This is a genomic window from Nocardia sp. SYP-A9097 (genome assembly GCF_009649815.1).
Lineage (GTDB): Bacteria > Actinomycetota > Actinomycetes > Mycobacteriales > Mycobacteriaceae > Nocardia.
In genome coordinates this window covers 480,662-502,331 of sequence record NZ_WJIC01000002.1, presented here as the reverse complement: position 1 = coordinate 502,331, position 21,670 = coordinate 480,662, and the positions used below count along the sequence as shown (strand labels likewise).

Here is a 21,670-nt window from a genome sequence, read left to right as displayed (position 1 = left end):
CCTTCCCGCCGCAGCAGTAGCGACCGGAAGCGCGTGAGGCCGCCGGAGCACTCAACCCCGGCGGCCCCACAAACCACCTGAATACCGCCGCGTCGTACCGTTCCACCACTCCCTGCCGGACCGGTACGCCGCGGCGCCCAGGCATCTCGAGTATCCCAGCCCTGACACCGCGCCAGTCCCATCTCACTGATCGATACAGCGCGGTGATATCAATACGTGCGACAACGCGAAACGCTCGACTTGGATACCCAGCCGAGCGCCGCTCGCGGTATGGATTGTGGTTCAGCGGTCCCAGATGTCGCTGCCGAGGAAGCGGTCCCACTGCTCGTTCGTGAAGAACAGTTCGGGGCCACCCGGATTCTTCGAGTCGCGCACGCCGACACGATTCGTGTCGAGGTAGACCTCCAGGCACTCGTTCCCTTGCGCGGACCGACTGGATTTGAACCATCTGCGGCTGGGCGGGTTGTTGGTCACGCGGCGTACTCCTTCGCGATTTTCAGCACCAGTTCCCTGGTGTCCTCTTCGGTTAACGCTACCTGCTGAATACCTTCGATCGCCTGCCTGTATCGGGCGATCACGTCGTCGCGTTCCAGGTAGAGCGCGCCCTCCGGCCCTTCGGTGTAGATGACAGGGGGCTCTACCAAACGGCTTGTCGTCGGCGGGAAGTCGAGCAGGGTGAACGATTGGACCACCAGCCCGGGGTACATGCCCACATGGTGCGGAACGACTCGGATCGAGACGTTCGGTCGTTCGCTCAACTCTGCGAGCCGTTGCAACTGCTCTCCCATTACGCTCGCCCCTCCGGGCTGATGGAGAAGCACCGACTCAGAGACGAACGCGTCCAAGTGCAGGTCGTCCTCGGTCAGCCGCGCTTGGCGTCGGGCAGCCAATTCCAGCCTGCGCTCGATATCCACCGCGGACAGACCCGAGACTGTCGCATTGATGACTGCCCGCCGGTACTCCGAGGTCTGCAAGATGCCGGGCATAAGGACGAGTTGATGCGAAGTCATGCGCCGCGCACCCGTCTCCAGCTTCAGATAATGGTCGAACCATGTTCCGTATTGGCCCGCATAGGATTGCCACCAGCCTTTGTGCGTTCCCTGATCTTTGGCGGCCTTGGCCAGTCGCCGGACTTCGTCCCAAAGCTCCAGGGCCTCAGCACGTTCGATGCTTCCGGCCTGATAGAAATCGAGTAGCCGCTCCAGCTGCGGCGTCGACAACTTTGTCGGTAGACCCTCCTCCATGCGCATAACGGTCTGCTTCGAAGTGTCAGCGTGTAGTCCGGCCGCCAGGAGAGATCGATCTCCGCGCAGTGTGCGGAGAAATCGCCCAAATGCCCTGCGGGGGACTGTACTTCCGGCCATTTCGTTAGCCTCGCTATCTGGGGATCGCGATGGTGGACCGCCGTATGATCGCGGCCCCACGGTGGATTGCCGCACCAAATACCAGTCCACTGTACGAGCCCATCATAATTCGTGGAATCCAGGTTGATGGACGTTCCAACAACCCAATTCTGTTGTCTACTTGCCGAATAGCACCGGCTTGCGGCATCGGGAATGACCGCAGGTGCTCCGACCAATATGGAGTCGAGCATTCGCAGAGGACGACTGAAATGCCTTGGGATACCTGGATGTTGCTTGGAATAACCGGATTGTGCGTATCCGTGATTTGTTGGGCCGCTTGGGGTTTCCACCAGGAGAGCCGCCGTGATGCCCGGTTTCTCAGACTCGAGCTCGGGACGGGCGGATATCTCACCGTCCCCGTCGCGGGCGGGCGGCGAACCGGACGATTGCACCGAGGCAAGCACCGAGCCCGGCCTTTCGCCCACGCAGGGTGGTGAGTGAACCATGACCAACCCCTATATCGCCCCCGCGAGCCTGCCCAGCCGAGTACCCGCCCGCAACGCCGAGCAACATCCCGCAAATCACGCCAAACCGACTGTCCACCTACCGCTTTCGGATGGCGACATCGCCTCCCTGCTGGACCTGCACGGCCCCCGCTGCGCGAACGACGGCTGCGAACTACGCACCTACCTCCTCGCGCTGCGGAACGCCCGGCGCAACACCAACGAGCCATCATGACCGGCCGGCCCGCCTAGCTGAAATCCGTTGCCCCGATATGCATGTAATCACACGGGCGCCAGCTCGGGTGGAATGCGGACCGAGACCCAACTTCCGTGATCGCGGCGGTTTCCCGGAGCACACCGTGTTCGCACGTGTATCCACTCTGCGCCCGTGCCCGGCGAATTCGAATGGGCGCCGCGGGCGGCGATACCTCAACCCCCGCGAGGGTTTCCGAGTGACTCAGGATGGCCGACTCCAGCTCCCGCAGCGCCGGACTCGGGTCGATTCCGTATTCCGCGCCGAGAAATTCGCGCGACCGCCGCAGCGTGGCCAGTGCCTGCGCCTGCTATCCGGCCCGGTATTGCGCGGTGGCGAGCAATCGCGCGATTTCCTTGCGTTCGGGATGTTCGTCGAAGAGTGCGCGCAGTTCGATGGCGACTTCGGCGGGCCGATTCAGTTCGAGTTCGACGGCGGCGCGCATTTCGGCGGCGGTGAGCCGTAAATCGGTGAGTCGCGCGGCCTCCTGTACGGCCCAGCCGAAGGTGGTGAGCCCCTCGTAGGCGGCCCCGCTCCAGCATGCCGGCGCGGTGTCCAGCAACTGCCTGCGTTCCAGTAACGCGGGCGGTGGGCCGGGTGCGTGCAGCCGCTGCTCGTACTCGCGCAGCAGGCTCTCGAAGTGCCAGGCATCCACCGACTCGGGCGCGAGTTGCAGTGCGTAACCGGAGGATTCGGAGACCAGATAGCGCGAGCGCGCCCGCCGCGGGTGGTCTGGTTCGATGAGCCGGCGCAGATTGTGGATGTGCACCTGGAGCACCGAGCCGGCGGTGGACGGCGGATTGCCCTCCCACAGTTCGTCGATGAGCCGCTCGGCGGAGGTGGCGCGGGCACCGGCGGCGATCAGGCGAGCGAGAACGGCGCGCAACATACTCGCACCCGAGCCGACCGGTTGGTCGTCGAGGCTGAGGCGAATCGTCCCGAGTACCTGGACTTGCGGTTCGACCATGATCCGCGACACCCTCCGCGCCGAATCTCATGATTATTCCACCGCCCCGCGGTGCGATTCGGCGGAAACAGCGCGCCGAATTCGACTCACCCCCTTCGCTTCCTGTATCCGCGAATGTTTGGCAAATATATTTGTGCGGAAGACAAGCCGTAATCGCCGCGAAAGAGGCCCGGAAGTGTGGGAGCGAATACTTTTCGATACGACACAACGAGGGGATTTCCAATGGTGACGGTTACGGAATCCACAGAACGCGAGAAGGCCGCAACCGCGGCGGCAGGCCGCACCGAGTTGCGACCGACCGTTCCCGCGCAGTCGCTGTCCGATTGCTATCAAATGGAGAGGAACACCATGGGTCGGAGCATTACGGTCGAGCCGAACACCGTCGGTCTCTACTGGGACCGCGACGGTGATATCTGGCAGCGTGAGGAGGCCGGTTGGCGCCTCATCCTGCAGAGCGGAGTCGCCGTCGATCCGATCTCATTGTGGGAGTGGGAGGACGGGCACGTACAGGACTACGCGCCGTTCACGCCCATGGCGGTTTTCACCGCCGCATAAGCTCCGCCGGAGCGCGGTGACGGCCGATGTGATCCAGGCGCGGCGGCTCGATATGTTCGAGCTCGGCCCGCACCCGGGCTTGCGAGGCTCTCGACGGCGGCATGATGGGCGGCGCATTCGCCGAAACCCAGTGCCGCGGTGGATAGCCCGAGCACCGTATCCATCGGCCCACACCCCGCTCCCGTATCCTCCGGGCCGGCAATATTGCCCGTATACGGCCATAAAGAAACCGCTTGGTATGACGGCAAACAATTAGCAAATGAACTCGGGCGAAAGTCGAACCGATCCCGAAAGAAAGCGGCACGGAAGTCGAGTGCCGAAGAATTAGCTGAACCGACACGGTGATGCCGACGAGTGGCCGTCGAGGCTGACCGCAGCGCCGTGTCGACCATCGCGACAGTCGGCGGGTAGGCAGTGCCCAACTACCCGCGGTCGATTGTGGCGGACCGGGTGGCGTCGCGTCGCGTGCCCGGTCGCGGCGGTAGCCGGGGCTCCGAGTATTCGGGGTTCCGGCGCCGCCGCTCCCAACCACCCGGCTACTCCCGCGCGGCCCCGAACAGCGTGACCTCCATGATCCGGATCACCCGCTCCTGCGAGCAGATTCGCGGATCGTCCCCGAACACCCGCCCCATATCGACCACCATCCCGAACCCGGCGTGCACCAGGATTCTGGCCTCCCCTTCGGAGAGCTCCGGCCGCACCGCCACCAGCAGCCGCACCCATTCGGCCACGATCAACCGCTGCACATTGCGCAGCATGGTGCGCTCCTCGGGCGAAACATGGCCGAACTCCGCGTAATACACGTAGGTGAGCTCACGCTCGGCGAAGGAACCGGCGACATAGAGGTCGATGAGCTTGCTCAAAGCCTCGGCGGGCGTCGCCGAGGACGACACCGCCGGACCGATCGCCCCCGACACCCGATCGGCCGCACGCCGGAACGCTGCCGCTAGCAGATCACCCTTACTCCGGTAGTACCGGTACACCGCCGAGGCCGCGGAAAGCTCTGCCGCCGAGGCGATGTCCTCCACACTCACATTGGGATACCCGCGCTGATGGAAGAGCTCGACGGCCTTCCTCAACAGCAGCTCATGCTTGAACGACCGCGGAATCTCGGTGCTGCGCGGCACATCGGCATCGGTTCCGGGCGGCGGTAGCTCGGCCGCGATGATCGCATCGCAGATCGAATGCAGCAGGGCGGTCAGCGGTTTCACCGGCAGCGCCGCGTGATGGTCGCCGATACTGCTGACCACACTGAACAGCGCCACCGCCCGCACCGCGCGATCGTCCTCGTCCAACTCCGGCCGCACATCGCCGATGAGCCCGCGCAGGATGGTCAGCGCCCCGGTGAACTGATCCGAGAGTGTCTGCCGATCGGTCTCGTCCAGATACCGCTGCTCCCAGCGCACCAGGGTGACGGTGGCGCGATTGGCGATGGACTCGGCAATGATCCGATCCAGCACACTCGCCAGTCGCTCGCGCGGGTCGAGTCCCTTGGCCTTCTCCGGCGGAGTGGTGGCATCGATGGTGAGTTGACCCAGCCGCAGCAGCTCCTCGCGGAACAGCGCGTACTTGCTCGGGTAGTGCCGATACAGTGCGGCCGAGGAGATTCCGAGGCGCGTGGCGATATCCTCCATGCTCACCCCGTGGTAGCCGAGCGAGCCGAAAGCCGCCGCCGAGGTGGCGGCGATCTGGGCGCGCCGGTTCTTCGGGCGGCGGCGGATCACGCGCTGCTCCTCGACATTCATGGCGGTAATGGTAGCCACCAGGTCTTTTGCCGCCCTGCCGGGTTGGCGGCCCCGGGGCACCGCCGGCCGGTCGGCGATCGGCGTGCCGGGTGGTATCGGCGGTAACTTCGAGATTCTCGATGCGGCGTCGGGGCTGTGGGCGGCAGATCGGCCGGCCCGGACTTCGGCAATCGCCGTCACTGTGTCGCCGGATAACGAAAGACTGCGCCGCCAGGTAACGAAAGACTGCGCTGCCCGATAACGAAAGCATAAGGGGCTCATCTGATTCGGCGTTTCGCGCGCGTTTCCTTCGACGAACCGGTGACGTATCTCGTAGGCTGCCCGGAGGTTCGAGCCAGATCAGAACGGAGCCGGCATGCGCACGGTTGATGTTGAGCGCACCATCCCGGCACCGCTGCCGGACGTGTTCGACTGGCTGACCGACACGACCAATTATCAACGCGTGCCATTCGTTCGCCGGGTCACCCTGGTTCGTCCCGGTCATACCACCGGGCACGGCGAGGGCGCGGTGCGCCTGATCGTGACGCCGATGATTCGCCTCACCGAGGAGATCGTGGAGTACCGGCCGCAGGAGATCATCCGCTATCGGTTGCTGAAATCCATTCCGCCACTGCGACATCAGGACGGATTCATCTCCTTCAGGCAAGTGTCGCGCGGCACCCGAGTGCGCTGGTTCTCCACCTTCGAGATTGCCGCACCCATGCTGGCGGGGTTGTGTACGGCGGTCACCCTGCCCATCATCCGCGCCGGATTCATCATGGTGATGCGCACTGCGGAGCGCGAACTCCGCGGTGCGTGAAGGCATTTCGGGTTACGCGCCCGCCGCGATGCGCAGCGTGATCGCGCCCGCGATGATCGCGGCGAACGAGATCAGTTTGGGCACAGTGATCTTCTCCTTGTAGATCAGCGCGCCGAGAATCACCGTGCCGACGGACCCGATCCCGGTCCATACCGTGTACCCCACACCCACATCCAGGGTGCGCAGCGCCAGGCTGAGCGTGAAAATGCCTGCGGCGGCGGCCAATAGCGTGAACACCGAGGGCCACAGGCGGGTGAACCCCTTGGTGGCATTGGTACCCAGTGCGAACGCGATCTCGAAGACCGCCGCGATCATCAAATATCCCCAGGCCATGACCGGCCCCTCCAATGTTGTTGTGGATGAATGTGAATCAAGCCGCGGACGGCGCTGTCAGCCTGTCGGAGAGCTTCAGCCCGAGCACTCCGCCGATAATCAGTAGGAACGCAAGGACTTTCGCGGGTGTCACCGCCTCATGGAACAGCGCCGATCCCAGGATGACGGTGCCGACCGAGCCGATTCCGGTCCACACCGTGTAGCCCACGCCCACATCCAGTGATTTCAGCGCCAGGCTCAGGAAGAAGATGCCGCCCGCCGCCGCCCCGGCCGTCAGCAGTGACGGCCCCAACTCGGTGAAACCGTGAGTCGCGTTGGTGCCCAACGCGAATACCACCTCGAAGACCGAGGCGATCAGTAGATAAGCCCATGCCATGGGAGACTCCCTCGCCAGTAATTGCATGTATATGCAAACTCTTTGCCCGAAGAAGCATGCATGTACATGTAAACTCGTGTCAAGCATGAACTCTCCGACGCCAGGAGTCCCGATGTCCCCGCAGGCCACCGCCACCCTCGACACCCAGCTATGGAACCGCATGCTGGCCCTGCACGCCCAGGTCGAAACCCGCCTGAGCACCGCCATGCAGCGCCGGCACGGCCTGGGGTTATCGGAGTATCGGGCGCTGGTCTTCCTGGACGATGCCCCCGACAACGAACTCCGAATGCAGGAACTGGCAACCAGACTCGGCCTCAATCAGAGTTCGGTGACCCGGCTGGTGGCTCGCCTCAATGCCGCCGACCTCACCTACCGCGACCTGTGCCCCGACGACAAACGCGGTATCTACACCGTCCTCACCGACGCCGGCCGCACCCGCTATCAACAGGCTCGCTCCACCTACGCCGAAACCCTCACCGCCGCATTGGCTGAAGCCGCCGAATCGGATCCGGCGGTCGCCGCGCTACTGGTCGCGGGGCGCAAAATCGAAGCGGCGCAGGGGAATTAGTCCGAGAGCGCGGCCATGGCCATGCGCCGTAGCACCGGGCGGGCCCGGGTGGCGGGCGCGGCGGGCGCGCTGTGTGGGGTGGAGTTGATCAGGCCGAAGGTGGCGTGCGCCTGCACGCGGGCGGTGGCCTCGGGGAGATCGGGGTGTAGATCGCGTAGGACGGCGACCCAGACCTCCACATACTGCCGCTGAGTCCGGCGCACCTGCCGGCGCGCGGACTCGGGCAGATTCTCCAGATCGCGATCCTGGATGCGAATGAGCTCGGGCTCGCCGAGGGCGAAGTCGAGGTGGAAATCGATCAGGGCGTCCAGCGCCGCCGCGGGGGAGTCGGTCCCGGACGCCACCGCCTTGCCACCGTCGAGCAGCCGCTGACTGATGCCGACCAGCAACTCCACCAGTAGCGCTTCCTTATTGGGGAAGTGGCGGTAGACCGCCGGGCCGCTGATGCCCGCCGCCGCGCCGAGATCGTCCAGGCGCATACCGAGGAAACCGCGATCCGCGATCAATCGCGCGCCCGCGGCCAGCAGTTGCTGCCGGCGCTGGGCCTTGAGCTGTTCGCGCCGGGTTTGGGGCAAGGTTTCCGTGCTGTTCACCGTGGTCTCCCTCCGCGGTCCTGGACAACTCAGTTAGTGAAGATTATCTTAGATTTGAGTTATTGGCGATTAACCGAGTGGCAGGATGGCGGCATGACGGTGACTGGGGAGGTGCGCGCCGGCAATCGGGCAGCGCATCACGCGCTGGTCGATGAGCTGCGCGAACGCTTGGCGATCAGCGCGCTGGGCGGGCCGGACAAGGCCCGCGAGCGGCATCTGTCGCGCGGGAAGCTGCTGCCCAGGCAGCGCGTGGATCAGTTGCTCGATCCCGGCTCGCCGTTCCTGGAGCTGTCGCCGCTGGCCGCGACCGGCCTGTACGGCGACGAGTGTCCGGGCGCGGGTGTCATCGGCGGTATCGGCCGGGTCTCCGGGCGCGAATGCGTGATCATCGCCAATGACGCCACCGTCAAGGGCGGCACCTACTACCCGATGACGGTCAAGAAGCATCTGCGGGCGCAGGAAGTGGCGCTGCAGAACAATCTGCCGTGCATCTACCTGGTCGACTCCGGTGGTGCGTTCCTGCCCAAGCAGGACGATGTCTTCCCCGATCGCGAGCACTTCGGCCGCATCTTCTTCAATCAGGCGAATATGAGCGCCAAGGGGATCGCGCAGATCTCCGCGGTCATGGGCTCCTGCACCGCGGGCGGCGCGTACGTCCCGGCCATGAGCGATGAGACCGTCATCGTGCGCAATCAGGGCACCATCTTCCTGGGCGGTCCGCCGCTGGTGAAGGCCGCCACCGGTGAGGTGGTCACGGCCGAGGAGCTGGGCGGTGGCGAATTGCATTCGCGCACTTCCGGTGTCACCGATCATCTGGCCGAGAGTGATCAGGACGCGCTGCGCATTGTGCGCAATATCGTTGCGACCCTTGGCCCGAAGACGCCCACGCCGTGGGAGGTCCGGCCGACCGTCGACGCCATCGCGCCGCAGGACGAGCTGTATGACATTGTCCCCGTTGATCTTCGGACGCCGTATGACGTCCGCGATGTGATCACCCGCATGGTCGACGGCGGCGAATTCCAGGAATTCAAGGCCGAATACGGCCGCACCCTGGTCACCGGCTTCGCGCACATTCACGGCCATCCAGTCGGCATCGTGGCCAATAACGGCGTGCTGTTCAGCGAATCCGCCATGAAGGGCGCGCATTTCATCGAACTGTGCGACAAGCGCAAGATCCCGCTGCTGTTCCTGCAGAACATCACCGGCTTCATGGTCGGCCGCGACTACGAGGCGGGCGGCATCGCCAAGCACGGCGCGAAAATGGTCACCGCCGTGGCCTGCGCCCGCGTGCCCAAGCTGACCGTGGTCATCGGTGGCTCCTACGGTGCAGGCAACTACTCCATGTGCGGGCGCGCGTATTCGCCGCGCTTCCTGTGGATGTGGCCCAATGCCCGCATCTCCGTCATGGGCGGTGAACAGGCCGCCTCGGTGCTGGCGACCGTGCGTGGCGATCAGCTGGACAGCTCGGGCAAGCCCTGGTCGGAAGAGGATCAGGAGGCGTTCAAGGCCCCCATCCGCGACCAGTACGAGGCGCAGGGCAATCCGTACTACTCCACCGCCCGGCTCTGGGACGATGGCGTCATCGACCCCGCCGATACCAGAACAGTTGTCGGCCTGGCGCTTTCGGCGTGTGCGCAAGCACCGCTGGAAGACGTCTCCTACGGCGTCTTCAGGATGTGATCGCCTTGATGAACAAAGCACAGCCCGTCGCCTTCGATACGGTGCTCGTCGCCAATCGCGGTGAGATCGCGGTGCGCGTCATTCGCACCTTGCGCGCCATGGGAATTCGCTCGGTCGCGGTGTACTCCGACGCCGATGTGAATGCCCGGCACGTGCACGAGGCCGATGTGGCGGTCCGGCTCGGACCGGCCCCGGCGCGTGAGTCCTACCTGGATATCGCCAAAGTGGTGGACGCCGCCGTGCGCTCCGGCGCGCAGGCCGTACACCCGGGATATGGCTTCCTGTCGGAGAATCCGACCTTCGCGGCCGCGCTGGACGCCGCCGATATCGTCTTCCTCGGCCCGCCCACGCAGGCCATCGAGATCATGGGCGACAAGATCGCGGCCAAGAACGCGGTCGCGGCCTACGGCGTACCAGTGGTGCCCGGTATCGCCCGGCCCGGTCTCACCGATGCCGAATTGATCGAGGCGGCAGCCGAAGTCGGCTATCCGGTACTGGTGAAGCCGTCCGCCGGTGGCGGCGGTAAGGGTATGCGCCGGGTCGAGGATCCGGCCCTGCTGCCCGACGCGCTGATCAGCGCCCGCCGCGAAGCGGGTGCGGCCTTCGGTGACGACACCCTGTTCCTGGAGCGATTCGTCAACCGCCCCAGGCATATCGAGGTGCAGATTCTCGCCGACGAATTCGGTCAGGTGCTGCATCTGGGTGAGCGCGAATGCAGTCTGCAGCGCCGCCATCAGAAGGTGATCGAGGAGGCTCCGTCACCGCTGCTCGATGCCGCCACCCGGGCCCGCATCGGCGCCGCCGCCTGTAATACCGCGCGCAGCGTGGACTATGTCGGCGCGGGCACCGTGGAGTTCATTGTCTCCGCGGACAAGCCGGACGAGTTCTTCTTCATGGAGATGAATACCCGTCTGCAGGTGGAGCATCCGGTCACCGAACTGGTCACCGGCGTGGATCTGGTGGAGTGCCAGGTGCGTATCGCCGCCGGGCAGAAGCTGGCGGTCAGCCAGGAGGACATCAAGCTCACCGGGCATGCCATCGAGGCCCGCGTGTACGCCGAGGATCCGGGCCGCGGCTTCCTGCCCACCGGCGGTACGGTGCTGGCGCTGTCCGAGCCGGAAGGTCAAGGCGTGCGCGTGGATTCGGGTCTGCGCGCCGGAACCGTGGTCGGCACCGACTACGACCCGATGCTCTCCAAGGTCATCACCCATGCCGGTGACCGCGAGTCCGCCATCAAGAAACTCGATGCGGCACTGCGGGATACGCAGATCCTGGGCGTCCGCGCCAATATCGACTTCCTGCGCTTCCTGCTCGCCGATCCGGATGTGCGGGCCGGAGCCCTGGATACCGGTCTGCTGGATCGCCGCGCGGTGGACTTCGCGCCCGCGCCGGTCACCGATGCCCAATTCATCGCCGCCGCAACGGAACTGTGGCTGCGCGGCTGGCCGTCCACCGCCGCCGATCCCTGGTCGACCCCGAACGGCTGGCGGGTGGGCGCACACGCACCCACCGGATTCCGGTTGAGCGGTGGCGATCGCACCGCGCACGTCTACCTCTCCGGTACCCCGGATCGGGCGCTGGTATGGGTGGAGGGCGGCGAAAAGCATTCGCTCACAGCCACATCCGATGGTGACTGGCTCACCGTCACCCTGGACGGCCTGCGCGGCCGCTATCGTGTCGCCACCGCCGACGAGCAGCACTGGGTGGCCGACGCCACCGGTGTCGCGCAGCTGCGCGAGGTCGCCGAGGCCGATATTCGCGGCGGCGGTGAACACGTCGGCGATGCCGAAATCGTCAGTCCCATGCCGGGTTCGGTGATCGCGGTACCCGCTGTCGACGGCAGCGAGGTCGAGGCGGGTGCGCCGATCGTCATTGTCGAAGCCATGAAAATGGAGCACACCCTCACCGCCCCCGTGGCCGGTCGGGTGGAACTCCTCGTCGCAGCCGGAGTCCAGGTCAAGCTGGAGCAACTACTGGCCCGCATCATTACCGCTGATTCCCAGGAGAACACCGCGTCATGACCGATTTCCTGTCCACCGGCACGCTGCCGGACGAGTACCGCGAACTCGCTCTCACCGTCCGCGACTTCGCCAATCAGGTGGTGGCCCCCGTCGCCGCCAAACACGATGCCGAGCACAGCTTCCCGTACGAGGTCGTCAAGGGCATGGCCGATATGGGCCTGTTCGGCCTGCCGTTCCCCGAGGAATTCGGCGGTATGGGCGGCGACTACTTCGCGCTCTGCCTGGCCCTGGAAGAGCTCGGCAAGGTCGATCAGAGCGTGGCCATCACCCTGGAGGCGGGCGTCTCGCTGGGTGCAATGCCGATCTACCGCTTCGGTAATGACAAGCAGAAGCAGGAGTGGCTGCCGCTGCTCGCCAGCGGGCGCGCCCTGGGCGCGTTCGGCCTCACCGAACCCGGCGCGGGCAGCGACGCCGGCGGTACCCGCACCACCGCCGTGCTGGACGGCGACAGCTGGATCATCAACGGCAGCAAGCAGTTCATCACCAACTCGGGCACCGATATCACCCGTCTGGTCACCGTCACCGCCGTCACCGGCCAGACGGATGGTAAGAAGGAGATCTCGACCATTATCGTGCCCGCCGGCACGCCCGGTTTCGTGGCCGAGCCCGCGTACAACAAGGTCGGCTGGAATGCCTCGGACACGCATCCGCTGAGCTTCACCGATGTGCGCGTGCCCGCCGAGAACCTGCTCGGTGAGCGCGGTCGCGGCTACGCCAACTTCCTGCGCATTCTCGACGAGGGCCGCATCGCCATCGCGGCGCTCTCGGTCGGCGCGGCGCAGGGCTGCGTGGACGAGAGCATCAAGTACGCCAAGGAGCGCGAGGCGTTCGGCCGCCCCATCGGCAGCAATCAGGCCATTGCCTTCAAGATCGCCCGCATGGAGGTGCGCGCGCATATGGCCCGCACCGCCTACTACGACGCGGCCGCGCTCATGCTGTCCGGCAAGCCGTTCAAGAAGCAGGCCTCCATCGCCAAACTCGTCGCCAGCGAGGCCGCCATGGACAATGCCCGCGACGCCACCCAGATCTTCGGCGGCTACGGCTTCATGAACGAATATGCTGTGGCGCGGCACTACCGCGACAGCAAGATCCTGGAGATCGGCGAGGGCACCACGGAGGTGCAGTTGATGCTTATCGGACGCGAGCTGGGCCTGTGACCGCGGGCAGCACGCCGGAGGTCCGGCGAGTCGTACAGCGCGGCCTGTGGTTCGAGGAGTTCGAGCTCGGGGTGGTGTACGAGCACCGGCCCGGCCGCACCATTACCGAAGCCGACAATGTTCTGTTCACGACGCTCACCATGAATACCCAGGCACTGCACCTGGACGCGGCCTTCGCGGCCACCCAGGAGCCGTTCCGCCAGCGCCTGGTGAACTCCATGTTCACCCTCTCGACCCTGGTGGGTCTCTCGGTGGCGCAGCTGACCCAGGGCACCATCGTGGCCAACCTCGGCTTCTCCGAAATCGCCTTTCCCAAACCGCTTTTCCACGGTGACACCCTGTACGCCGAAACCGTCATCACCGACCTGCGGGAATCCAAGAGCCGTCCCGGCGAGGGCATCGTGACCTTCGCGCACACCGGCCGCAATCAGCACGGGGATGTGGTGGCCACCGCCACCCGCAAGACCTTGGTCAGAAAGCAGCAGGCATGAGCTGGGAAATGCCCGGACCGGCGTGGCTGTTCTGCCCCGCCGATCGGCCCGAACGCTACGAAAAGGCCGCCGCCGCAGCCGATGTGGTGATCATCGATCTGGAAGACGGGGTGGCCGAGGCCGATAAGGCCGCCGCCCGCGAGGCGCTCATCGCCAATCCGCAGGATCCCGAGCGCACCGTGGTGCGGGTGAACGCGGCGGGCACCGTCGAGCACATGCTCGATCTCGACGCGCTGCTGCGCACCGAGTACCGGCGCCTCATGCTGCCCAAATGTGAATCGGCGGAACAGATTACGCGGCTCGCCGATTACGAGGTGATCGCGCTGATCGAATCGCCGCTCGGGGCCATGGCGGTCGGCCGGGCGGTCATGGTGCGCAATGCCATCGGCGTCATGTGGGGCGCGGAGGATCTGGTTGCGGCGCTCGGCGGCAACTCCAGCCGGCATGCCGACGGCAGCTATCGGGATGTGGCGCTGCACGTGCGGTCGCAATCGCTGTTGGCCGCCAAGGCATATGGCAAGTTCGCGCTGGATTCGGTCTTCCTGAATATCGCGGACCTGGAGGGGCTGGCGCAGGAGTCGCTGGACGCGGTCGCGGTCGGCTTCGACGCCAAGGTCGCCATTCATCCCAGCCAGGTACCGGTCATCCGGCGCGCCTACGCCCCCGTGGCGAAGGAAGTCGACTGGGCGCAAAGGCTTTTGGCCGAGGTGCCGAATCATCGGGGTGTATTCACCTTCGAGGGCCGCATGGTGGATATGCCGGTCATCCGGCATGCCGAGCGGATCGTGCAGCGCGCGCAGGTCGCGGACAGCGCCGGATACGCGTCGTAGGAGGTAGAGCGGTGGAACCACAGTGGGTGCCGAGCGCGGCGGATATCGCCGGGGCGCGGGTTACCGATTTCGCGGCATTCGTGACCGAGCGGACCGGGGCGGCCCTGCCCGACTATCAGTCGCTCTGGCAGTGGTCGGTCGATGAGCTCGCGGGCTTCTGGGGCGCGCTCTGGGACTACTTCGAGCTGGGGGCGCGCACCGGTGCGGTGCTCGTCTCCAACGAAATGCCCGGCACCCAATGGTTTCCGGCGCAGCGGCTGAACTACGTGGACCAGATCGTGCGGCAGGCGCGGACGGATCGGCCCGCCATTCTCGGCGTCGATGAGGACGGCAGCGTTCGCGAACTGTCCTGGGCCGAACTCATCGGCAGCACTGTGGCTTTCGCCCGCATACTGCGGGAACACGGCGTCGGCCCCGGCGATCGGGTCGCCGGATATCTGCCGAATATCCCCGAGGCGATTATCGCCTTCCTGGCGACGGCCAGCCTGGGCGCGATCTGGAGTGCCTGCGGTCAGGACTACTCCGCGCAGGCCGCACTGGACCGGCTCGGTCAGTTGGAGCCGAAGGTGCTGGTCACCGCGGACGGGTATCGCTTCGGCGGCAAGGTGCACGACAAGACCGCCGATATCGAGGCGCTGCGCGCCGGGCTGCCTTCGCTCGCCGCCACCGTACTGGTATCGCGCATCGGCAAATCGCTGCCGGATGTGGTCTCCTGGGATGACGTGCGGCCCGACCTGGACGCCACCGAAATCGAGACCGTACCGGTCGAATTCGGGCATCCGCTGTGGGTGCTGTACTCCTCCGGCACCACCGGCAAGCCCAAGGGCATTGTGCACGGGCACGGCGGCGTACTGCTGGAGCACCTGAAAGCCCTTGCGCTGCAATCCGATATCGGGCGCGACGACACCTTCTTCTGGTACACCAGCCCCAGCTGGATGATGTGGAACTTCCAGGTCGCCGGATTGCTGGTGGGCGCGACCATCGTCACCTACGACGGCAGCCCGGCGGCCCCGGCTCCGGATGAGCTGTGGGACATAGCCGCTCGCACCGGTGCGACGGTGGTCGGCACCAGTCCGGGCTATGTGCTGGGCTGTGCCAAGGCCGGGGCGGTCCCGCGCCGCGATCACGACCTCTCAGCGCTGCGCATGGTCGGTATCACCGGTTCATCGCTGCCCTCGTCGTCCTCACTGTGGTTGCGCGACAATGTGGGTGAGCATATTCCGGTCGCCTCCATCAGCGGTGGTACCGATGTGGTCTCCGCCTTCATCGGCGGGGTGCGCACGGTTCCGGTCTGGCCGGGCGAGCTCTCCGCTCCGTATCTGGGTGTGGCCCTGGATGCTTGGGACGAGCAGGGCCATCCGGTGCGCGGCGAGGTCGGCGAGCTGGTCATCACCAAACCGATGCCCTCCATGCCGGTCCGCTTCTGGGACGATCTGGACGGAAGTCGTTACCGCGACGCCTATTTCGATATGTTCCCCGGAGTCTGGCGGCACGGTGACTGGATCACCATCAATGACCACGGCAGCATCACCGTGCACGGGCGCTCCGATTCGACATTGAACCGGCACGGGATTCGCATGGGCAGCGCCGATATCTACCAGACGGTCGAGGCATTGCCGGAGGTCGCCGAGGCATTGGTGCTGGGCGTCGAACTACCCGAGGGCCGCTACTGGATGCCGCTGTTCGTCGTCCCCGCACCCGGCGTGGAGCTCACCGATGAGGTGAAGGCGCGCATCAATGCCGCCATCCGCACCGAGGTCTCGCCGCGGCATGTCCCCGACGAAATCATCTGTGCCCCCGGCATTCCGCACACCCGTACCGGAAAGAAGCTCGAGGTTCCACTCAAGAAACTCTTCCAGGGTGCGGAACTCGCCAGGGTCGTAGCGCCCACCGCCGTGGACGATCCGGCGCTGCTCACCTGGTACGCCCAGCACAGCCCGCCGAAATAGGCGGAACCGCACAGGTATTCCCGGCGGACTCAATGTCCGCCGGGCAGGCGGCGGCGTCCGGTACACACCTCGGACGCCAAATCCTCATACCCCACCGCCAATTCGGCCAGACTCTCCCACACATTGGTCAATTCCTGCCCCGACGCATGCGCCAGCGCCGCATAAGCGTGAGCAGTCAACTGCGCCAGTCGATCGATAACCGCCCCGAGCGTCTCGGTATGCACCCGAGCCGCCCCATGCGACGGTGGCAACCGCGACGTAACCCAGCAATCGATCGTATGCACCAATTCGGTACGCAGACTGTCGAGTTCGGCACAGGCATCCGGCGGCGCCGCCATCTTCCGCCCGTGTAACTCGGTTAGTTCATGCGCCGCACTAAGTACCGGATGCCCCGGAAAACTTGTCCCCCGGCACGCCAGCAGAACCTGCCTCTTACTAGGAAGCGCTTCCCTCATCGCGACCACTCCTCTTCCGAGAACTGCGAATTCAAAGAACGCTATTCCCCTAAAATGACCATCCCGTAACCTCCACCCCAACACCCCATTTCGCGATCATCCGACCGTCGCACGCACCGGGGTGAGGTGCTTGCGAACCCGGCCACGCAGCGCGGATTTGTCTGATTCGTCCAACCATGCGCCCGCAATAGCGTTCACTGTGAACGTCAGTAGTTGGTCGGCGTCGTAACCCAGTGCCTTGTGCAGGACTTCGAAATCATTGGTCGGATCCGTGCCGAACATCGGCGGATCATCGGAGTCGATCGTCACCCGGAGGCCGGCTTCGACCATGGCGGCGATCTTTTCGTGTTCGCCATTGCCGTTGCCGGAGTAGCGGCCGATATCCGAGCTCACCGGAGTACAGGTGAAGACAATGCCCTCCTCCCGGCAGCGATCGGTTATGCGCGGGCTGTCCACCACGTGATAACCGTGGTCCACCCTGGTGCAGCCCAGGACATCGAGGAGGATTTCGATATTCGGGGGCGGACCCGACTCGGAGTGGGCGGTGCGATTCAGGCCCGCGCGACCGGCGATTCGATACGCCTCGTGAAAAAGTTGCGGCGGGCCCTGCACCTCCGCATAGTCCAGGCCGATGCCGACCACTTCGTCGCAGCGCTGTTCGATCACCGTGCGCACCAGGTCGACCGCCGCGGCGGGAGTGTCCTCGCGGTTGACGGCGATAATGATGCGGCTGCCGATTCCGGTGTCCTGCTCGGCTTCTCGCATTCCGGCCCGGATGCCGTCCAGCAGCGTGCGATAGTCGACGCCCGGATGCGCGGGCGGACTCACGAAGATTTCCCGGTGCAGCACACCATGTTCGGAGCCGAGCGTGGTCAGCGATTCATAGGTGATGCGATGGAAGTCGTCGGCATCGCGGACCACCTGCCCGACCATGTCGTAGACCCGCAGGAATTCGTCCAGGTCGACATGGCTGTCGATGTCGTAGAGATCTGCGGCGGTGCGGCCGCCTGGCATCGGCACCCCGTGTTTACGGGCAAGTGCCGCCACGGTTTCGGGCAGCACCGAGCCGGTGAGATGGCAGTGCAGGCTGACCTTGGGCAGTTCACGGAAAGGGATCGTCATGCGCGGTCTCTATCGGGTCGTGCGGCCGCCAGCACCCGGGCGGCCTCCCGCGGCGCCTTCGTATTGGGCTGTCCCGCACGGGAACCCGCGAGCTTGGCGCGCAGATGCTCGCCGACCGTGACCGGCTCGTACTTGCTCCCGTCACCGATACAGGAGGGCAGTGTCTCGATGAGGGCGTCGATATTGCCGTCATGGAAGTACGCGGCGCTGCGGCGGCGCGCGATGGTGCCGTTCACAATCGGCGGCTTCACCCGGTGCAGGGTGGAGAGCCAGCGCTCATTGGTCCAACGCGCCATCAGGTCACCGAGATTCACCAGGACCGCGCCGGCGGCGGGCTGCACATCGTGCCAGCTGCCGTCCGCCCCGAGCACCTGCAGGCCGGGCGTCTGATCGGCCCACAGTACGGTGAGAATGCCGTAATCAGTGTGCTCGCCCATGCCGATGAGATCGCCGTCCAAATCACCGTGCCCGGCGGCAGCGCGTAATTGTTCATCCGCATCACATCCATCGAATGATCGGTGAAGCGGTCGAAGAATCCCGCGGTCAGGTCCAAGGCGTCCGCGAACGCGGTGGTGAGCGTGCGGGCCACCCGCTCGGCCTCGGCGAAGTACGCCTGCACGGGCGCCCGGAATTGCGGAACGTGCTGCGGCCAAAGGTTTTCCGCATAGTCGGTGGCGGACAGCTCGAGCTCGGGATAGTCGGCGGTGGTGGTGCCGATATTGAACGCCTCGAAGAAGTCGTTCATCCGGGTCGCCGATTCCACGCCGAGACTCAGACTCAAACTCTCACTCTTGGGCGGTGCGTAGCCGCGATTGACGGCGGGCGGGGTGCGGTACTGCTTCTTGGTTTCCAGCTCCAGCCCGAAGAAGTCGTCCAGCGCGCCGGTAAAGCCCTCGATCACGTTGTGCGGCACCGCATGTCCGACGATCTGCATGAAACCGACTGTGCGAGCGGCCTCGTCGAGCTGCCGTGCGACCGCGCGGCGGGCCGGTGCGTCACCGTCACCCACATAGGGCGCGATATCGATAGCGGGTACATGGAATTCCACAACCATTCCTCTCAGACAGTTGCTTCGGCGGGGACGGTGCGGCGGGCGGTCAGGTAGTAGACGATGCCGCCCATCAGCAGTCCCGCCGGAACGCTCAGGTCCGCGCCGTTCAGGAGTTTCGCGATCGGCCCGGTGAAGATGCTGGTGTCGATGCAGCACAGCGCCGCCAGCATGCCCGCGGCCTGCGCCATCACGCCCGGCATATGCAGGCCACCGGGCCGCAGGTAGCGCCCGCCGGCCGCGCCGAGTGAATCGAGGTCGTAGCGGCCGCGGCGCAGGAAGTAGTCGATGACGAAGATCGCGGCCCACGGTGCGAACCAGACGATCATGAAGAGCAGGAAGTTCGAGACGAAGGTATTGAAGTCGGCGGAGAACACCACGATCGATCCGATGAGCGCGCAGATCACGCCGTCCAGCACCACCGCCTGCCAGCGGCCGATGCGAACTCCGATGGCCTGCAACGTGACTCCCGAGGAGTACAGGTCGATGGCGTTGAGCGAGATCATCTGTGCGATCACCAGCACCAGGTACGGGCCGAGGAACCAGCCCGGGTACACGCTCGGCAGTCCGCTGATGGGGTCCGACGCCTGCTCGGTCAGTAGCGCCACGCCGATGCCGAGCAGCATGAGCAGTGCCTGCGGCACGCCGCCGCCGATGGTCACGGCCGCGACAATCCGGCGGCGCGGGGTGGAGCTCGGCAGATAGCGGGAGAAGTCGGCGGCATTGGGCGTCCAGCCGAGCCCACTCGCGCTGGCGGCCAAGGCGACTCCGCCGAGAAGGGCGGTCCAGCCCGCCGGTTGACCGACCGTGATATCCAGCTTGTCGGCGGTCAGCCAGGCCATGATCAGGAACAGCGCCGCGAACGGGATGACGAGCATATTCAGCACCCGGGTGATAGCCGCGTGGCCGAGGCTCGGCAGCAGACTCTGCGCGATCGAGAACAACACCAGCAGAACGACTTTCGTGGGGGTGCCGGCATGTACCCCGGCCATATCCAGCAGCGCCGAACCGGCCAGCACCAGGATCACCAGATCCAGTACCTCGTAACCGATCTGCTGCAACCAATTGCAGAAGGCGATGGGCCGCATGCCATTGCGGCCGAAGGCCGCCCGGGTGACGGTGAATGTGGTGGTGCCCGCCGCCGGGCCGGGCAGGCTGGCCAATCCGGCGAGCACCCAGGTCGCGGTGCCGATGGCCACCGCGGCCAGGGCCTGCCACACATTCAGGCCGATGACGATGAGCAGCGTGCCGTATACGACCACCTGCACATTGAGAATGACTCCGCTCCACATGAATCCGAGTTGCCGGACGGTGCCGGTGCGCTCGGACTCCGGAATGTGGTCGATGCCGCGCTGTTCGACCAGCCGGGTACTGCGAATGGGGGCGGTGACTGGTGGGTCGCCGTCGAGAACCGACATCGGGCACGCTCCGATTAATGCGGGGAATAATAAGTGACAGCAATCAGATTCGCCTACTTGTATGGCCGTAGCGGTCACCTGCGTCACAAACATGTAAACGCCCGCGCACCCGAAGTTACTCGGAATCAGGCACACTGGCCTGTGTGAACGAGACACCGACAGCCCCCGGAGGCCCCGACGAGTCGAGCCTGGCCGAACTCGTCGGCGGCGTGGTCCGCGACCTGCGCGAGAAGTCCGGGCTGTCAATGCGTGAGCTCGCCAAACGCGCCGGAATCTCCCAGCCCTTCCTGAGCCAGATCGAACGCGGCGTCAGCGCCCCCTCCATGCTCACCACCTACCGCCTGGCCGCCGCCCTCGGCGTCACCCCGGGCGACCTGCTCCCCAGCCCCGCCACCAACCACGTCACCGTCGTGCGCGCCGACGAAGGCGTCCGCCTCCCCGTCGGCGACCGCCCCGACGCCGCCATCGGCCGCGCCATCCACATGCGCCCCAACAGCCCGCTCGAGGTAATCGAATACCTGGTGGAGCCCGGCCAATTCATCGGCGGCTGGTTCGAATCCACCGGCGTCACAGGCGTTTACGTGGTCTCCGGCCAACTCGACGTAGAACTCGTCGGCACCGGCAGCATCCGCCTGGGCCCCCGAGACTTCGTGGACTTCCCCTCCACCATCCGCGACCGCTGGCACCTGATCGACAACCAACCCGCCCACGTCCTGCTGGTAATCGCCCATCCCAGGTAGTCCCAACTGGGATTTCAATACCTGTAGCACTCTGTAGCAACAGGGCTACACTGGCCTTATGACTCAGCCTCAGCGGGTCTCGGTACGTGAGCTGCGGAACCACGTAAGTGAGGTACTCCGTCGCGTCGAAGCGGGCGAGACTCTCGAAGTCACCGTGAATGAGCGACCTGTTGCGCTTCTTGTACCGCGGCACGAGCGGCCGTCGACGGTGCCTACCCGATCCTTTTTCGCGGAGTTGCCTTTGGCTGATCCCGGTCTCCGTGATGAGCTGTCGGCGGAGTTGATCGAGACCACGGAAGATAGCAGGGATCCGTGGCAGGGGTGAGCGTCGGGCTGCTGGATACATCAGTATTCATCGCGCGAGAAACGAATCGCCGAATTGATCTCGGCTTGTTGCCGGAGGAGTCGGCCGTCAGTGTCGTGACCATTGCCGAGTTGCGGTGGGGCGTGCTGATGGCCGGTGACGACGAGGCACGTGCCAGTCGGCTCGAAACCTTCACTGCCGCACAGCGTCTCCAGCCTATTCCGATTGATGAACGGGTGGCGGCGGCGTGGGCGCTGCTGCGGCAAAGGCTGAAGAGCGCTGGCAAGAAAATGGAGATCAACGACTCGTGGATCGCCGCGACGGCGATCGCTCACGGCTGGCCGGTTGTCACGCAGGACCTTGGATTTCCGTCCGAGATCCCAGAGCTGACAGTCATTCGCGTTTGATTTGATCGGATTG

Annotated in this window: 22 protein-coding genes and 2 pseudogenes; 13 read left to right on the top strand and 11 right to left on the bottom strand. The window is 65.3% G+C overall.

Annotated elements, in window-relative coordinates; all coding sequences use genetic code 11:
- Positions 1-282: 282 nt before the first annotated feature.
- Entirely contained in the window at positions 283-474 is a 192-nt protein-coding gene (locus GFY24_RS05895) for a DUF397 domain-containing protein (RefSeq protein WP_309230509.1), read from the bottom strand.
- A complete protein-coding gene (locus GFY24_RS05890) occupies positions 471-1,364 on the bottom strand; it encodes a helix-turn-helix domain-containing protein (protein WP_375336002.1) in 894 nt (297 codons plus the stop codon). Before GFY24_RS05890 ends, GFY24_RS05895 begins: the two co-directional genes overlap by 4 nt.
- Before the next feature lie 483 nt (positions 1,365-1,847).
- On the opposite strand from GFY24_RS05890, the gene GFY24_RS05885 reads away from it, so the two are divergent.
- Positions 1,848-2,081 carry a hypothetical protein gene (locus GFY24_RS05885; RefSeq protein WP_153803916.1) on the top strand — a complete coding sequence of 78 codons (234 nt, stop codon included), beginning with the start codon at positions 1,848-1,850 and terminating at the stop codon, positions 2,079-2,081.
- A gap of 13 nt (positions 2,082-2,094) precedes the next feature.
- On the opposite strand, the pseudogene GFY24_RS43190 reads toward GFY24_RS05885, so the two are convergent.
- Positions 2,095-2,988, bottom strand: a pseudogene (locus tag GFY24_RS43190) (BTAD domain-containing putative transcriptional regulator).
- Positions 2,989-3,288: 300 nt separating this feature from the next.
- Here GFY24_RS43190 and GFY24_RS05875 point away from each other — a divergent pair.
- Positions 3,289-3,621, top strand: a complete 333-nt coding sequence (locus tag GFY24_RS05875; RefSeq protein WP_153803914.1) for a hypothetical protein — start codon at positions 3,289-3,291, stop codon at positions 3,619-3,621.
- Between the two features lie 536 nt (positions 3,622-4,157).
- On the opposite strand, the gene GFY24_RS05870 is transcribed toward GFY24_RS05875, so the two are convergent.
- Positions 4,158-5,366 (bottom strand): TetR/AcrR family transcriptional regulator, encoded by a 1,209-nt coding sequence (locus GFY24_RS05870; RefSeq protein ID WP_153803913.1) that lies wholly within the window; start codon positions 5,364-5,366, stop codon positions 4,158-4,160.
- A 355-nt stretch (positions 5,367-5,721) separates the two neighbouring features.
- Between GFY24_RS05870 and GFY24_RS05865 the strand changes: the two genes are divergently transcribed.
- A complete protein-coding gene (locus GFY24_RS05865) occupies positions 5,722-6,165 on the top strand; it encodes an SRPBCC family protein (RefSeq protein WP_153803912.1) in 444 nt (147 codons plus the stop codon).
- A gap of 12 nt (positions 6,166-6,177) precedes the next feature.
- Here GFY24_RS05865 and GFY24_RS05860 read toward each other — a convergent pair whose 3' ends face one another.
- Both GFY24_RS05860 and GFY24_RS05855 read right to left on the bottom strand, forming a co-directional pair.
- Positions 6,178-6,498 carry a multidrug efflux SMR transporter gene (locus tag GFY24_RS05860; RefSeq protein WP_153803911.1) on the bottom strand — a complete coding sequence of 107 codons (321 nt, stop codon included), beginning with the start codon at positions 6,496-6,498 and terminating at the stop codon, positions 6,178-6,180.
- 37 nt (positions 6,499-6,535) lie between these two features.
- Positions 6,536-6,874 carry a multidrug efflux SMR transporter gene (locus GFY24_RS05855; protein ID WP_153803910.1) on the bottom strand — a complete coding sequence of 113 codons (339 nt, stop codon included), beginning with the start codon at positions 6,872-6,874 and terminating at the stop codon, positions 6,536-6,538.
- A 112-nt stretch (positions 6,875-6,986) separates the two neighbouring features.
- Between GFY24_RS05855 and GFY24_RS05850 the strand changes: the two genes are divergently transcribed.
- The gene (locus GFY24_RS05850) at positions 6,987-7,442 is read left to right on the top strand and encodes a MarR family winged helix-turn-helix transcriptional regulator (RefSeq protein WP_153803909.1); all 456 of its coding nucleotides are present in this window, start codon (positions 6,987-6,989) and stop codon (positions 7,440-7,442) included.
- Here GFY24_RS05850 and GFY24_RS05845 read toward each other — a convergent pair.
- Positions 7,439-8,035: a TetR/AcrR family transcriptional regulator gene (locus GFY24_RS05845; protein ID WP_309230508.1), complete on the bottom strand. Its 597-nt coding sequence runs from the start codon at positions 8,033-8,035 to the stop codon at positions 7,439-7,441. The genes GFY24_RS05850 and GFY24_RS05845 overlap by 4 nt on opposite strands.
- Before the next feature lie 93 nt (positions 8,036-8,128).
- Here GFY24_RS05845 and GFY24_RS05840 point away from each other — a divergent pair, with 93 nt between their 5' ends.
- From GFY24_RS05840 to GFY24_RS05815, 6 genes are read left to right on the top strand one after another with little or no spacing between them, the layout of a single operon-like run.
- A complete protein-coding gene (locus GFY24_RS05840; RefSeq protein ID WP_153803908.1) occupies positions 8,129-9,715 on the top strand; it encodes a carboxyl transferase domain-containing protein in 1,587 nt (528 codons plus the stop codon).
- A gap of 8 nt (positions 9,716-9,723) precedes the next feature.
- Positions 9,724-11,736, top strand: coding sequence for an acetyl/propionyl/methylcrotonyl-CoA carboxylase subunit alpha (locus tag GFY24_RS05835; RefSeq protein ID WP_153803907.1), 2,013 nt, complete (start codon positions 9,724-9,726; stop codon positions 11,734-11,736).
- Positions 11,733-12,893 carry an acyl-CoA dehydrogenase family protein gene (locus GFY24_RS05830; protein ID WP_153803906.1) on the top strand — a complete coding sequence of 387 codons (1,161 nt, stop codon included), beginning with the start codon at positions 11,733-11,735 and terminating at the stop codon, positions 12,891-12,893. Before GFY24_RS05835 ends, GFY24_RS05830 begins: the two co-directional genes overlap by 4 nt.
- On the top strand, positions 12,890-13,384 hold the full coding sequence (locus tag GFY24_RS05825) for a MaoC family dehydratase (RefSeq protein WP_309230507.1): 495 nt from the start codon (positions 12,890-12,892) through the stop codon (positions 13,382-13,384). The genes GFY24_RS05830 and GFY24_RS05825 overlap by 4 nt, the downstream gene beginning before the upstream one ends.
- On the top strand, positions 13,381-14,214 hold the full coding sequence (locus GFY24_RS05820) for a CoA ester lyase (RefSeq protein WP_228566014.1): 834 nt from the start codon (positions 13,381-13,383) through the stop codon (positions 14,212-14,214). Before GFY24_RS05825 ends, GFY24_RS05820 begins: the two co-directional genes overlap by 4 nt.
- An 11-nt stretch (positions 14,215-14,225) precedes the next feature.
- Positions 14,226-16,163 (top strand): acetoacetate--CoA ligase, encoded by a 1,938-nt coding sequence (locus GFY24_RS05815; protein WP_309230506.1) that lies wholly within the window; start codon positions 14,226-14,228, stop codon positions 16,161-16,163.
- A 29-nt stretch (positions 16,164-16,192) separates the two neighbouring features.
- Here the strand turns inward: GFY24_RS05815 and GFY24_RS05810 are convergent, their stop codons facing one another.
- The 4 genes and pseudogenes from GFY24_RS05810 to GFY24_RS05795 all read right to left on the bottom strand — a co-directional run bounded on the left by GFY24_RS05810 (position 16,193) and on the right by GFY24_RS05795 (position 20,206).
- Entirely contained in the window at positions 16,193-16,501 is a 309-nt protein-coding gene (locus GFY24_RS05810) for a DUF4254 domain-containing protein (RefSeq protein ID WP_228566013.1), read from the bottom strand.
- A gap of 213 nt (positions 16,502-16,714) precedes the next feature.
- Positions 16,715-17,740 (bottom strand): adenosine deaminase, encoded by a 1,026-nt coding sequence (gene add, locus GFY24_RS05805; RefSeq protein WP_153803904.1) that lies wholly within the window; start codon positions 17,738-17,740, stop codon positions 16,715-16,717.
- Positions 17,737-18,794: pseudogene (locus tag GFY24_RS05800) on the bottom strand (isopenicillin N synthase family dioxygenase). Before GFY24_RS05800 ends, add begins: the two are co-directional and overlap by 4 nt.
- 5 nt (positions 18,795-18,799) lie before the next feature.
- A complete protein-coding gene (locus GFY24_RS05795; RefSeq protein ID WP_194852756.1) occupies positions 18,800-20,206 on the bottom strand; it encodes a cytosine permease in 1,407 nt (468 codons plus the stop codon).
- Positions 20,207-20,349: 143 nt separating this feature from the next.
- Here GFY24_RS05795 and GFY24_RS05790 point away from each other — a divergent pair, with 143 nt between their 5' ends.
- Genes GFY24_RS05790 through GFY24_RS05780 form a run of 3 tightly spaced genes read left to right on the top strand, consistent with a single transcriptional unit; the run spans position 20,350 to position 21,657 of the window.
- Positions 20,350-20,946: an XRE family transcriptional regulator gene (locus tag GFY24_RS05790; RefSeq protein ID WP_309230505.1), complete on the top strand. Its 597-nt coding sequence runs from the start codon at positions 20,350-20,352 to the stop codon at positions 20,944-20,946.
- 58 nt (positions 20,947-21,004) lie between these two features.
- Entirely contained in the window at positions 21,005-21,271 is a 267-nt protein-coding gene (locus GFY24_RS05785) for a type II toxin-antitoxin system Phd/YefM family antitoxin (RefSeq protein ID WP_153803902.1), read from the top strand.
- Positions 21,268-21,657 carry a type II toxin-antitoxin system VapC family toxin gene (locus GFY24_RS05780; protein WP_309230504.1) on the top strand — a complete coding sequence of 130 codons (390 nt, stop codon included), beginning with the start codon at positions 21,268-21,270 and terminating at the stop codon, positions 21,655-21,657. The genes GFY24_RS05785 and GFY24_RS05780 overlap by 4 nt, the downstream gene beginning before the upstream one ends.
- Positions 21,658-21,670 lie beyond the last annotated feature (13 nt).

Coding starts and splice junctions, on each gene's coding strand:
- GFY24_RS05850 (WP_153803909.1), top strand. CDS start 6,987: ATGTCCCCGCAGGCCACCGCCACCCTCGACACCCAGCTATGGAACCGC.
- GFY24_RS05820 (WP_228566014.1), top strand. CDS start 13,381: ATGAGCTGGGAAATGCCCGGACCGGCGTGGCTGTTCTGCCCCGCCGAT.
- GFY24_RS05795 (WP_194852756.1), bottom strand. CDS start 20,206: ATGTCGGTTCTCGACGGCGACCCACCAGTCACCGCCCCCATTCGCAGT.
- GFY24_RS05860 (WP_153803911.1), bottom strand. CDS start 6,498: ATGGCCTGGGGATATTTGATGATCGCGGCGGTCTTCGAGATCGCGTTC.
- GFY24_RS05890 (WP_375336002.1), bottom strand. CDS start 1,364: ATGGCCGGAAGTACAGTCCCCCGCAGGGCATTTGGGCGATTTCTCCGC.
- GFY24_RS05865 (WP_153803912.1), top strand. CDS start 5,722: ATGCGCACGGTTGATGTTGAGCGCACCATCCCGGCACCGCTGCCGGAC.
- GFY24_RS05810 (WP_228566013.1), bottom strand. CDS start 16,501: ATGGCGGCGCCGCCGGATGCCTGTGCCGAACTCGACAGTCTGCGTACC.
- GFY24_RS05840 (WP_153803908.1), top strand. CDS start 8,129: ATGACGGTGACTGGGGAGGTGCGCGCCGGCAATCGGGCAGCGCATCAC.
- GFY24_RS05875 (WP_153803914.1), top strand. CDS start 3,289: ATGGTGACGGTTACGGAATCCACAGAACGCGAGAAGGCCGCAACCGCG.
- GFY24_RS05835 (WP_153803907.1), top strand. CDS start 9,724: ATGAACAAAGCACAGCCCGTCGCCTTCGATACGGTGCTCGTCGCCAAT.
- GFY24_RS05785 (WP_153803902.1), top strand. CDS start 21,005: ATGACTCAGCCTCAGCGGGTCTCGGTACGTGAGCTGCGGAACCACGTA.
- GFY24_RS05830 (WP_153803906.1), top strand. CDS start 11,733: ATGACCGATTTCCTGTCCACCGGCACGCTGCCGGACGAGTACCGCGAA.
- GFY24_RS05855 (WP_153803910.1), bottom strand. CDS start 6,874: ATGGCATGGGCTTATCTACTGATCGCCTCGGTCTTCGAGGTGGTATTC.
- GFY24_RS05885 (WP_153803916.1), top strand. CDS start 1,848: ATGACCAACCCCTATATCGCCCCCGCGAGCCTGCCCAGCCGAGTACCC.
- add (WP_153803904.1), bottom strand. CDS start 17,740: ATGACGATCCCTTTCCGTGAACTGCCCAAGGTCAGCCTGCACTGCCAT.
- GFY24_RS05870 (WP_153803913.1), bottom strand. CDS start 5,366: ATGAATGTCGAGGAGCAGCGCGTGATCCGCCGCCGCCCGAAGAACCGG.